The sequence below is a fragment of the Streptosporangium longisporum genome, from assembly GCF_039534895.1.
Classification (GTDB): Bacteria; Actinomycetota; Actinomycetes; order Streptosporangiales; family Streptosporangiaceae; genus Streptosporangium; species Streptosporangium longisporum.
The window spans coordinates 372819-384862 of record NZ_BAAAWD010000007.1 but is presented as its reverse complement, the minus strand read 5'-3'; the positions used below and the strand labels follow the sequence as shown (position 1 = coordinate 384862).

At 69.9% G+C, this 12044-nt stretch carries 11 protein-coding genes; 6 read left to right on the top strand and 5 right to left on the bottom strand.

What is annotated here, in order from left to right; all coding sequences use genetic code 11:
• Nucleotides 1-23: 23 nt before the first annotated feature.
• Nucleotides 24-1079, top strand: coding sequence for a hypothetical protein (locus ABD832_RS14645; protein WP_344894408.1), 1056 nt, complete (start codon nt 24-26; stop codon nt 1077-1079).
• Between the two features lie 48 nt (nt 1080-1127).
• On the opposite strand, the gene ABD832_RS14640 is transcribed toward ABD832_RS14645, so the two are convergent.
• From ABD832_RS14640 to ABD832_RS14625, 4 genes are all read right to left on the bottom strand, one after another.
• Nucleotides 1128-2144 carry a LacI family DNA-binding transcriptional regulator gene (locus ABD832_RS14640; RefSeq protein ID WP_344894405.1) on the bottom strand — a complete coding sequence of 339 codons (1017 nt, stop codon included), beginning with the start codon at nt 2142-2144 and terminating at the stop codon, nt 1128-1130.
• A gap of 80 nt (nt 2145-2224) precedes the next feature.
• Nucleotides 2225-3052: an ATP-binding cassette domain-containing protein gene (locus tag ABD832_RS14635; RefSeq protein ID WP_344894403.1), complete on the bottom strand. Its 828-nt coding sequence runs from the start codon at nt 3050-3052 to the stop codon at nt 2225-2227.
• Nucleotides 3052-4050 (bottom strand): ABC transporter permease, encoded by a 999-nt coding sequence (locus ABD832_RS14630; protein WP_344894401.1) that lies wholly within the window; start codon nt 4048-4050, stop codon nt 3052-3054. Before ABD832_RS14630 ends, ABD832_RS14635 begins: the two co-directional genes overlap by 1 nt.
• 5 nt (nt 4051-4055) lie before the next feature.
• Nucleotides 4056-5072 carry a sugar ABC transporter substrate-binding protein gene (locus ABD832_RS14625; RefSeq protein ID WP_344894399.1) on the bottom strand — a complete coding sequence of 339 codons (1017 nt, stop codon included), beginning with the start codon at nt 5070-5072 and terminating at the stop codon, nt 4056-4058.
• A gap of 172 nt (nt 5073-5244) precedes the next feature.
• Here ABD832_RS14625 and ABD832_RS14620 point away from each other — a divergent pair, with 172 nt between their 5' ends.
• The gene (locus ABD832_RS14620; RefSeq protein WP_344894397.1) at nt 5245-6207 is read left to right on the top strand and encodes a carbohydrate kinase family protein; all 963 of its coding nucleotides are present in this window, start codon (nt 5245-5247) and stop codon (nt 6205-6207) included.
• Between the two features lie 19 nt (nt 6208-6226).
• Here ABD832_RS14620 and ABD832_RS14615 read toward each other — a convergent pair whose 3' ends face one another.
• Nucleotides 6227-6973, bottom strand: a complete 747-nt coding sequence (locus ABD832_RS14615) for an NADPH-dependent F420 reductase (RefSeq protein ID WP_344894395.1) — start codon at nt 6971-6973, stop codon at nt 6227-6229.
• A gap of 361 nt (nt 6974-7334) precedes the next feature.
• Here ABD832_RS14615 and ABD832_RS14610 point away from each other — a divergent pair, with 361 nt between their 5' ends.
• The 4 genes from ABD832_RS14610 to ABD832_RS14595 all read left to right on the top strand — a co-directional run bounded on the left by ABD832_RS14610 (nt 7335) and on the right by ABD832_RS14595 (nt 12043).
• The gene (locus ABD832_RS14610) at nt 7335-8387 is read left to right on the top strand and encodes a LacI family DNA-binding transcriptional regulator (RefSeq protein WP_344894392.1); all 1053 of its coding nucleotides are present in this window, start codon (nt 7335-7337) and stop codon (nt 8385-8387) included.
• Between the two features lie 96 nt (nt 8388-8483).
• Complete coding sequence (locus ABD832_RS14605; protein ID WP_344894389.1) at nt 8484-9506, top strand: LacI family DNA-binding transcriptional regulator; 1023 nt, start codon at nt 8484-8486, stop codon at nt 9504-9506.
• 96 nt (nt 9507-9602) lie between these two features.
• Nucleotides 9603-10892, top strand: a complete 1290-nt coding sequence (locus tag ABD832_RS14600) for a sugar ABC transporter substrate-binding protein (RefSeq protein ID WP_344894386.1) — start codon at nt 9603-9605, stop codon at nt 10890-10892.
• 56 nt (nt 10893-10948) lie between these two features.
• Complete coding sequence (locus ABD832_RS14595) at nt 10949-12043, top strand: carbohydrate ABC transporter permease (RefSeq protein WP_344894383.1); 1095 nt, start codon at nt 10949-10951, stop codon at nt 12041-12043.
• Nucleotide 12044 lies beyond the last annotated feature (1 nt).

Here is a 12044-nt window from a genome sequence, read left to right as displayed (position 1 = left end):
CCTCTCCTCGGCACGGGAGCAACGTGGACGCACATCGCCGCCCTGACGGGATCCCGCGCGACCGTACGCTGATCAACCGCGCGCTGGACGGGCAACTCCCCTTTCCGCAGCGTTCGTTCGGCAACAGGGACAACCTGGCCGGCGTCGTGATGCGCCTGCTCGACGAGCACGAGAACTTCGTCCGCCTGGCTCCCTGTCGTCTTTCCGGCTCCACGCCCGGGTCGGCCGTCATCGTGCTGAGCGATCGGCGCACCCGTCTGGCCGACCTCGACGCGGGGTACCGGCATTCCGGTACGGTCACCGTCGGCCACGGTGAGCTGAGGGACGTCGTCGTCCACAACGACCGCAGGCTCGGCATCCTCGACACGGCCGACGTCGAGCTCGTGACCGCTTCGAGCACGATCCTCGCCCGCGGTCTGCTGCGCCGGCAGGCCGAGGCCGTCAGGTCCGACCTGGAGTTCCTGAGCGGACGCCACGGACGGGAACGCCGGTCGGAGACGCGCGACCGCGAGGATCCCGGGCGTGAGCTGGTCCGGACGGGCTTCGCCGTGGACATCGTCGGATACAGCGGCCGGCCCGCGTCGCAGAGGAAGGATCTGCAGGAACGGCTGGAGGCGATCTTCATCCGGACGATGGGCGAGCTGGACGTCGACATCGCCGCGACCGACCGGCAGGGCACCGGTGACGGCATGAACGTCTTCCTGCCGCAGGCCCTGGAACTGCACACCGCGCTGCCCCGCCTGTTGCACGCCTGGCGCGATCACCTGGCACGGGACAACCGTCGCCATGCCGACCGTATGAGACTGCGCATGGCCGTGGCCCTCGGCCCCGTGGGGATCACGGTGCTCGGCTACTCCGGCCCCACCGTCATCGAGGTCAACCGCATGCTCGACAGCGCGCCACTGCGCCGGGCCGTTCGCGAGCACCCCCGGGCCGATCTCGCGGTCCTGGTCTCGGACCTGCTCCACAGGTACACGGTGGGTGAGGGACACCCCGGGCTCGACCCGTTCGAGTTCACGTCCTGCGACGTGGCCAACAAGGGCTTCACGGCCGGCGCCTGGCTGTGGATCGCAAAGTGACCGCCCCTCGTGGGCGGTCCGGAAACGGTCGGCCGCCGGAAGGCCTTCTCAGACGGTAGGCGGCATCTCTCCGGAGCCGCGGACGATCAGCCGGGTCGGGACCTCGACCGTCCGGGCCCTGGAGCGGTCGCCGTCCAGGCGGGCCATCAGCAGTTCGGCGGCGGCTTTCCCGATCGCGGCGGAGTCCTGGGCGACCACGGTCAGGGCGGGTTCGAGCACCTCGGCGAGCGGGAGGTCGTCGAACCCGACGAGGGCCACGTCCCGTCGGCGAAGCCTGGCCAGTCCGAGGACGACTCCGGTCGCGGCGAAGTTGTTGGCCGCGAAGACGGCCGTCGCCGGGTCCTTCCGGGCGAGCAGGCGGACGACGGCCGCCGCCGCGGCCTCGTGGTCGTGCCCGGTCTCCACCAGCGCACGATCGAGGGGAATGCCCGCCTTCGCCAGGGCGTCCCGGTATCCCTGGAACCGCTCTCGCCTCGTGTACAGCGTCGAGAGGTCGCCGACGAACGCGATCCGGCGGTGCCCGTGCGCGATCAGGTGGGCGACGCCGGACCGGGCCCCCTCCCGGTTTGCGCTGACCACGCAGTCCGCGGTGAGCCTGTTCGGGGGCCGGTCCAGGAAGACGATCGGCAGGCCCGCCGCCCGTTCGGCCCGCAGGGGGTGGTGATCGCTGTCGGCCGAGGGCACCACGAGCAGCGCGGTGACCCTGCGCGCCAGGAAGGTGGAGATCAGCGAGCGCTCACCTTCCGCGGTCTCCTCCGAGGATCCGACGAGCAGGGTGAGCCCGCGGGGCCGGACCGCGCCCTCGATCCCCCCCGCGACGGTGCCGAAGAACGGGTTGCCCATGTCCGGGATGACCAGCCCGACCGTGGAGTCCCGCGCGCCGACCCGCATGTTCCGCGCCATCAGGTTGGGCTGGAACCCCAGCCTGTCCATGGCCTCCAGGACGCGTGCGCGGGTCTCGGCCGACACCGGGCCTTCGCCGTTGACCACCCGGGAGACGGTCTTGGCGGTGACGCCGACCTCCCGGGCCACGTCGCTCATGGTCGCGCGGCGCGCCTTGGACATGGGCCACCGTTCTTCTTCGTCGTCACCGGTACGTCGAGGACAGGCTAAAGGGTGATCGGGCACCCCTGGTGCGGCGGTCATCAGGAGGGCTCGGAGGCACGGACCGCCTTCCGGCCGGTGACGGGCTCGTCCTCGTCCGGTTCCAGCCGCAGCGCACCCGTCATGATCGAGACGACCTCGGCCATGTCGTGGTCGTCCGGTCTGATGAGGCCGACCCTGCGGCCGAGCCGCTGGATGTGGATGCGGTCGGCGATCTCGAAGACGTGCGGCATGTTGTGGCTGATCAGGATCACCGGCAGCCCGCGGTCGCGGACCCGTCGGATCATGTCGAGGACCTGCCCGGACTCCTTGACCCCCAGGGCCGCGGTGGGCTCGTCCATGACCACGACGTGCCGGGCCCAGGCCACCGCGCGGGCCACGGCCACCCCCTGCCGCTGTCCGCCGGAGAGCGTCTCCACCGGCTGGGTGAGCGACCGGAGACCGATCTTGAGGTCGGCCATGTGCCGGGCCGACTCCTCCCGCATCCGCTTGTGGTCGAGCATCCGGAACACCTTCCCCAGCAGGCCGGGCCTGCGGACCTCCCGGCCGAGGAACATGTTGCTGGCGATGTCGAGGGAGGCCGCGACGGCCAGGTCCTGGTAGACGGTCTCGATGCCGTGCCGGCGCGCGTCCAGGGGGTCGCGGAACCGGACCGGTCTCCCGTCGAGCAGGATCTCGCCCTCGTCCGGCTGGAGAGCGCCGGTCAGCGCCTTGATCAGGCTTGACTTGCCGGCGCCGTTGTCGCCGATGACGGCGAGCACCTCACCGGGCATCAGGTCGAAGTCCACGCCGTCGAGCGCGGTCACGTGGCCGTATCGCTTGACCAGTCCGCGTGCCCGCAGGACCGGGACCGGCGGGGTGTCGGTCATCAGATCCTCCTGCGGGAGAGCTGGTCCACGGTGACGGCGAGGATGACGAGCACGCCGGTGATCAGGGTCTGGTAGATGGAGGGCACGCCCATGAGCTGCAGCCCGTTGCGGAAGACACCGACGATCAGCGCGCCGACCAGGGTGCCGAGCACCAGGCCCCGGCCGCCGAACAGGCTGGTGCCGCCGAGCACCACGGCGGTGATGCTGTCGAGGTTGTCGGTCTGCCCCGCCTGGGGGTCGCCGACACCGGTCCGGGAGACCAGCAGCAGCGCGGCGACGCCGTACACGAGGCCGGCGACGGTGTAGACGCCGACGGTGAGGCGGGCGGTGCGGATGCCGGTGAGCCGGGCGACCTCGGGGCTGTTGCCCAGGGCGTAGACGTGCCGTCCCCAGGCGGTCTGGCCGAGCAGGTAGGCGAAGAGCAGGAACAGCAGGATCGTCAGCAGTGAGCCGTAGGTCACCTGGGTGTCGCCGACGGAGAAGGTCTCGCCCAGCGTGGTCAGCGGCGCGGGCAGGTTCACCACCGTCTGGTCCTGCGAGTAGATGTGGGTGAGGGCGAAGGCCACGTTGAGCATGCCCAGCGTGACGATGAACGGCGGCAGGGGGATCGCGGTGACCAGCAGCCCGTTGACCGCGCCGAAGGCGGCGCACACCAGCAACCCGAGCGCGATCGCGGCCAGCGGCGGCACGATGCCGTCCGCGGCGAGTTTGGCCATCAGGACGCCGCCGAACGCCATGATCGCCCCGTTGGACAGGTCGATCCCGGCGGTGAGGATGATCAGCGTCTGCCCGACGGCCAGCGTGCCGACCACCATCACCTGCTGGATGATCAGCGAGAAGTTCCCGCCGCTGAGGAACTGCTCACTGTTGAAGGAGAAGAAGACGCAGGCCAGGAGCAGGGCCGCCAGTGGCCCGACGGTCGGCGTGGTCAGCAGTCCGCGCGCCGCCGACGGCCCGGCGGTCGCCGGCGGCTTCGAGGGCGTGAGCGCCGTGGTCATCGTCGTCAGCCCCAGCAGTTCTGCAGGCCGAACGCGGTGTCCTCGGCGTCGACGCCGTCGGCGCTCTTGTCGGTGATCAGGGTGACGCCGGTGTCGGTGTAGCCGGAGGTCCTGGTGCCGCCCTTCCCGTACGAGACGACGGCCTTGACCCCCTGCTCGGCCATCTTCAGCGGGTACTGCTGCGAGGTGGCCGCGATCTGGCCGCTCTGTACCGCCTTGGTGCCCGTGCAACCACCGTCGACCGAGACGATGAGCACGTCCTTCTCCCGCCCCTTGGCCTTCAGCGCGGTGTACGCGCCCAGGGCGGCGGGCTCGTTGATGGTGTAGACGACGTTGATGCCGGGGGCCTTCTGCAGGCAGTTCTCCATGGCGGTCTGGCCCTTGGCCTGGTCACCACCGGTGTCCTGGGAGCAGACCACCGACGGGTCGCCTTCGGCGATGCCGAAACCCTTGAGGAAGCCGTCGTGGCGGAGCTGCCCGACCGCGACGCCCGGCGCGAGGTCCAGGGTGGCGATCTTGGCGGGCTTACCGGTCATCACGGCCTTGGCGTACCGGCCGATGAGCTCGCCGGCCTTGAGATTGTCGGTGGCGAACAACGCGTCGGTGGCGTCCTGCGGCTCGGTCGGGCTGTCCAGCGCGATGACCATCACCCCGGCCGAGCGGGCCTTCTTCACGGCGGGGACGATCGCCTTGGAGTCGCTCGGTGTGATGAGGATGCCCTTCACCCCGGCGGCGACCATGTTCTCGATCGCGGTGATCTGGCCGGCGTTGTCGCCGTCGAACTTCCCCGCGGCGGTCATCAGCTCCGCGCCTTCGGCCTTCGCGGCGGCCTCGGCGCCCTCCTTCATCTTGACGAAGAAGGGGTTGGTCTCGGTCTTGGTGATGAGGCCGACCTTGATCGGGCCGGAGCTCTCCTTCGCCGGGGAGGATCCGGCGTCGCTGCCTGCGCAGCCCGACAGGCCGATGGTGGCCACGGCCGCGCAGACGGCGAGCGCACGGGTGGTCCGAATATCACGAGGCATGGGGTACTCCCTGTTCCGATGAGGGGCGACGAGAAGTCAACGTTGACATATGTCAACGTTGACACCCGTTGCCAAGTGATGATGAACTCCGCAGGACGAAACGTCAATGCCTTCGCCTCGTAACGAGTCGGCAACGTCGACGGAAGCTCGCCCACCCCCGGAAAGGCAGGTCATGTCACTCACCCAGGTCGCCGTGCTCGGCGAATGCGTCGCGGACGCCTTCCCCGCCGACGGTCCCGAGCCGGGCGGGCTGACCCTGCGCGTGCTGCCGGGCGGCGGGCCGACGAACACCGCGGTGGCGCTCGCGCGGCTCGGGACCCGCACCCGCTTTCTCGGGCGGATCTCCCACGATGCCTTCGGCGCCCTGTTCCGCTCCCACCTCGACGCGTCAGGGGTGGACCTGAGCGCCTGCGTCTCCGCGGCCGAGCCCAGCACCCTCGCGGTGGCCACCCTGGACGACGCGGGCCGGGCCGGGTACTCCTTCCACGCCGAGGGCACCGCCGACTGGCAGTGGAGCGCGGCCGAACTGACCGCCGACCGCGTCGGGCCGGCGACGTGCCTGCACACCGGCTCCCTGACCCTGGTCCGCGGCCCCGGGGCCGAGCTCGTCGAGAGCCTGCTGTCGGCCCTGCCGGAGACGGTGACCGTCTCGATCGATCCGAACGTGCGCGCCGAACTGGTCGATCCCGCCGTCTACCGGGCGCGGATGCCCCGCTGGTGCGCGCTGGCCGACATCGTCAAGCTGAGCGACGACGATCTGGAGCACGTCCACCCCGGTGAGCCCGTGGAACGGGTCTGCGACGCGTGGCACGCCGCGGGTGTCCGGCTGGTCGTGGTCACCCGCGGCCCCCGTGGCGCGCTCGTCTCGGTGGACGGCGCGCGGGCCCGGGTCCCCGCGCTCGCGGCAGAGGTCGTGGACACGGTCGGCGCGGGCGACTCCTTCACCGCCGGCCTGTTGCACCGGCTGGGCACCGAGGGCTCGCTCGGCGGACGGCTCAAGGACCTCGGCCTGGAGAGGGCCGTCGAGGCCGCGGCCTTCGCCTCCCGGGTGGCCGCACTCACCTGCTCGGTCCCCGGGGCCGACCCGCCGTGGGCGAGGGACCTGGCCGCCGGTGAGGGGATCGGCCGGTCCTGAGATCTTGAGGGTCTCGGGTTCACATGAACAGGACTCGATTCAGGCGGACGCCGTAGTCCGCATCCGGATTGGTCGTGGCGTCCCCGACTCTTTCCTGGATCGCCGCGACCGCCAGGTCGCGCCGTTTCGGCAATCGCGCCGCCTGTGCCGCCGCCAGCGCGGCCGGCATCTGTTCGCGCGTGAGGTCTGTGCAGTAGCAGGGCGCACCGGGCTGCTGCCGCCACGATTCCGCGAGCGTCCCGGCATAGAAGGCGTCGAACCCGGTGTCCTCGACGAGCGCCATCGCCGGTTCGCGGTCCCTTTCGCTGTCGGCGGCGACGGGGATGGCGATGCGATCCGGACTTCCCGCGGGCTTGCCCTTGTTCGCGAACGAGTCTGAACCGATCGCGTTCCACGCCTTGGCGACCGGCCGGCCCAGTTGGCCGGTCACCCACAGGCTTTCGACCTGGCCGGCGTCGATGGCTTCGATCCTGCCGTCTCGCGCCGGATAGTAGTTCGACGTGTCGATGACGACCGAATCGGCCGGCACGCCGATGATCAGCGGTGCGATCTGCGGAAGACGGTTCAGGGGGATGGAGAGAACGACGGCCTCCACGCCGACCACCGCTTCGGCCGCCGAGACGGCCTGTCCGCCCGAGGCCAGCACGTCGGGCTCGATCGTGTGCGGGCCGCGCGAGTTGGCCACCTTCACCTCATGTCCCGCCGCGCTCAGCCGCTGGGCCAGGGTCCTGCCGATGTGCCCGACACCCAGAATTCCGATCTTCATGTCGCATCTCCTTGTATCGATCGAAGCTGCCGGTCGGCCAGAGCGCTTCGAACGTCCGACGGGCGTGGCCCGGGATGCTGTCGCCGGGCCGGCACGCATCTTGATCGTGACAGATACGGGTCCTCTCGCACCGCATGCAACGCGCGTGGCGGTCGGCCCTTCCAGGAGAGACCTGCGAGAACCTTCAGGAGACCTGCAGAACCTTCCAGGAGACCCACGAGAAACGGAGCGACCGGTGGCCTGCACCGAGTGGCCCTGGGGGATGTGCGGGGGGTTACATCCCGATTGCGTGGGCGTTATCTTGCTCACGCGAAAACGTGCGCGCAAACGTTTGCGCAAGCGCTTCGATCGAGGAGCTCACATGGCCACGATGGCTGATGTCGCGCGTGAGGCCGGTGTCTCGGTCTCCACGGTCTCCCATGTGATCAACGGGACCCGGTTCGTGGCGGACGGGACGAGGGAACGGGTCCTCGCGGCCGTCGAGTCGACCGGGTACGCCGCCGGCACGCTCGCGCGGTCGCTCGTCGCCTCCGGCACGAAGTCGATCGGGCTCGCCATCTCGGCGATCTCGAACTTCTACTTCGCCGACCTGGTCGCGGCGCTGGAGTCGCAGGTCAGGCTGGCGGGCTACACGCTCTTGCTGACCGAAACCCACGACGACCCGGAGGAGGAACTGAGGGTCGTCCAGGCGCTGCACCAGCGGCGGGTCGACGGGATCCTGCTGGCGACCGAGGCACAGGGGCCCGGCTCACCGTCACTGCGCTACCTGTCGCAGCTGAACATCCCGACCGTGCTGGTCGACCGGTGCGCCTCCCCCCGGTTCGACCAGGTCGGAACGGAGAACGTCGAGTCCAGCGCGCATCTGGTGCTGCACCTCGCGCGACGCGGGCACCGCCGGATCGGCATGATCGCCGGCCAGGACGGGCTGAGCACGTCGACCGAGCGCTTCCAGGGCTACCAGGCGGGACTGGCCAGGGCCGGGCTGGCCCTCGATCCCCGCCTGGTCAGGACGGGCCGGTCGAACGCGGAGACCGCCGAGGTGGCCGTCGGCGCGCTGATGGACCTGGCCGAGCCGCCGACGGCCCTGTTCGTGGCCAACAACCACATGACGATCGGCGTCATGCGGGCGCTGGACCGGCGCGGCGTCCGGGTGCCGGAGGATGTCGCGCTGACGGTGTTCGACGACTTCGAGTGGGCGTCGATCTTCCACCCCCGGCTCACCGCCATCGCCCAGCCGATCAGGGAGATCGCGGTCCGCTCCGTGAGGCTGCTCGCCGAGCGGATCGCGGACCCGGACCAGCCGCCCCGGACCGTCCGGCTGAGGCCCCGGTTCATGCACCGCGACTCCTGCGGCTGCGTGCACCGAACTCCGCGGCACGGCCGCGCCACCACGTCGCACGACGCGGATCCTTAATCTCGTCATAACAGTTGGGAAACAGGCACTTGCCGTGGAGGGGTCGCGTCGCCACCATGAAGAAACGATTCAGTGAATCGATTCTTCAGGAGTGAGATGCCTCGGCCCCGTATCAAGGACGTCGCCGCGCTGGCCGGTGTCGGCACCACGACGGTCTCGGTGGTGCTGAACAACGTCGACGGGGTCCGGGTCACGGCCGAGACGCGGCAGCGGATCCTCGACGCCGCGCAGGAGCTGGGCTACAGCTCCGACCCCATCGCCCGGAGCCTTCGTACCCGCAGGACCCGGACGATCGGTTTCGTCAGCGACGTGATAGCGACGACGCCGTTCGCGGGCCGCATGATCCAGGGTGCGCAGGAGGTGGCGTGGCGGGCCGGATACCTGCTGGTCCTGGTCAACACCGGCGGTGACCGGGAGGTGCAGGAGAAGACGGTGCGCGAACTGCTGAAACGGCAGGTCGACGGCGTGCTGTTCGCGGTGATGTACCACCAGGAGATCGAGGTCCCCTCGGCACTGGCCACGGTCAAGACCGTGCTCCTGGACGCCAGGCCCACGGACGGCGCCCTGCCGCACGTCGTGCCGGACGAGCACGAGGGCGCGCTCACCGCGGTGGGCGAGCTGATCGGCGCGGGGCACCGGCGTATCGGGTTCGCGACCGAGTCGCTGCCGGTGCCCGCGGCCTCCGGCCGGCTGGGAGGCTACACCCGGGCGCTGGAGGCGGCGGGCATCCCGTTCGAGCCGGGCCTGGTCGCCGCGGAACACGGTGACACCCCGGGCGGTTACCGCGCCGCACGCCGGTTGCTCGAACTCCCCGAACCGCCGACCGCGATCTTCTGTTACAACGACCGGATGGCCATGGGCTGCTACCGCGCCGCGGCCGAACTGGGGTTCGCCATCCCCGCGGACCTGTCCGTCGTCGGCTACGACGATCAGGATCTGATCGCCCCCGCACTGTTCCCCGCGCTGACGACCGTCGCCCTTCCCCACTACGAGATGGGTGCGTGGGCGGCGCGACGGCTCCTGGACCTGATCGAGGACGAACCTCGTGAGGAAGCCCCGGGCCACCTCATGCCCTGCCCGCTGATCAGGCGGGACTCGGTCGGTCCGCCGCCGCGATGACGCGCGGCGGCGGACCTTGACACACAATCCCGCGGCTGGGAGACAGCCGCATCTCGTCCCCGGCTGGCAGGCCATGGGACATGACAAGGAGGCGTAGTGAGACGCACCCTCATCGGTGGAATCATATCCGCCGTCACCGTGTCGGCTCTGGTCGCCGGATGTTCCTCATCCGGCGGTTCCGGGGAGACGGCCTCGGGCGGACCAAAGACGATCAAGCTGTGGACCCACGCGGCGGGCAACCCCGAGGAACTCGCGACGGTCCAGAAGGTGATCAACGACTTCAACGCCTCGCAGAAGGCGTACAAGGTCGTCCACGAGGCGTTCCCCCAGGGGGCCTACAACGACGCGGTCACCGGCGCCGCGGTGTCGGGCAAGCTGCCGTGTCTGCTGGACGTCGACGGTCCCGCCGTCCCGAACTGGGCCTGGGCGAAGTACCTGGCGCCGCTGGACCTGCCGGCCGCGACCGTCGGCAAGCTCCTGCCCAGCACGGTCGGCAGGTACAAGGACACCGTCTACGCCGTCGGCTACTTCGACGCGGCGATCGGCCTGTACGCCCGCAGGTCGGTGCTCACCAAGAACGACATCCGGATCCCGACCATCGACCGGCCCTGGACGCTCGCCGAGTTCGACGACGCCCTGGTCACGCTGAAGAACAAGGGCGACTACGACTACGCCCTCGACCTGGGCACCGGCGGTGGCGGCGAATGGTGGCCCTACGCCTTCTCCCCCCTGCTGGAGAGCTTCGGCGGCGACCTCATCGACCGCTCCTCGATGACCACCGCCGAAGGCAGGCTCAACGGCCCCGAGGCCGTGAAGTGGGGCCAGTGGTGGCAGAGCCTGTTCACCCGCAAACTCGCCAACTCGCGTGAGGCCACCGACCGGGTCGCGTTCCTGAAGGGCGAGGCCGCTCTGGCCTGGAACGGCAACTGGGGTGCCGCCGACGCCCAGAAGGCCTACGGCGACGACCTGCTGTTCCTGCCGCCGCCCGACCTGGGCAAGGGCCCGAAGATCGGCGGAGCGTCATGGCAGTGGTCCATCACCAACTCCTGCCCCGACCAGGACGGCGCCCGCAAGTACCTGGAGTTCTCGCTGAACCCCAGGTACCTCGCCGAGTTCTCCGACAAGATCGGGCTGATTCCGGCCACCGAGGAGGCGGCCGCGCTGACCGAGAAGTACAGGACCGGCGGTGACCTGCGGGCCTTCAGCGACTTCTCCCGTAAGTTCGCACTGGTACGCCCGCCGACACCCGCCTACCCCAAGATCTCCAGCGCGTTCGAGAAGGCCGCCCAGGACATCATGAACGGCGCGCCGGTCAAGACCAGCCTCGACACCGCGGTCGACCAGATCGACGGCGACATCAGCTCGAACGGCAACTACGGGTTCTGACGACCCCGGCCGGGACCCCGCAGGGGGTTCCGGCGCCATTCATCCCAGGAGCCCTCATGGTCGTCACGACCCGCGCACGCGACCGCGCAACCGAGAGACCGGCGCACGCCGGCGGGCGGAACCGGCGACGCACCGACTCCCGTACCGCGGCGCTGATGACGGCACCCGCGGTCGTCCTGCTCGCCCTGTTCATAGCGGTACCCGTCGTCCTGGCGTTCTCCCTGTCCTTCACCAACTCCCGGCTCATCTCACGCGACCCGGCCCGGCCGGTGGGCGCCCAGAACTTCGACAGGCTGCTCGGCGTCAGCATCCTGGAGCAGCACAAGGCACCCGGGGCCGCCGACTTCCCGCCGGTGCGCGACTACACCAAGCGCGGATCGGGCCACCCGCAGTACGAGGAGAAGTCGGTCCTGTTCACCGTCGACTCCGGGGACGAGCGGACCGTCGTCCTGGCGGGTGACCCCACCTTCTGGAAGTCCCTGCGCAACACCTTCCTGTTCGCCCTCGTCGTCGTCCCCGTACAGGGCGGGCTCGGCCTCGCGCTGGCGCTGCTGGTCAACCAGAGGCTTCGCGGCATACGGATCTTCCGCACGATCTACTTCATGCCGGTCGTCACCTCGATGGTCGTGGTGTCGATCCTCTGGAGGTTCATCTACCAGCCCAACGGGTTGATCAACTCGATGCTCGGCACCCTCACCCTGGGATCGTGGGACGCCGTCGACTGGCTCGGCAACCCTCACACCGCACTACCGGCGATCATGCTGATGTCGGTGTGGCAGGGAGTGGGTTTCCACATGGTGATCTGGCTCGCCGGACTGCAGACCATCCCTCCCTCGCTGTACGAGGCGGCCGCGATCGACGGCGCCGACCGGCGGCAGATGTTCCGGCTCGTGACCTGGCCGTGCCTGCGGCCGACCCGGGTCTTCGTCATGGTGACGATCACACTGGCCGCGCTCGGCCTGTTCACCCAGATCGACGTGATGACCCAGGGCGGCCCGCTGGACGCCACCACCACCGTCGTCTACCACGCGGTCCGCAAGGGCTTCCGGGAACAGCAGATCGGCTACGGCGCCGCGATCAGCCTGGTGTTCTTCGTGCTGGTCCTGGGCGTCTCCCTGATCCAGCGCCGGATGCTGCGCGAGAGGAGCTGAC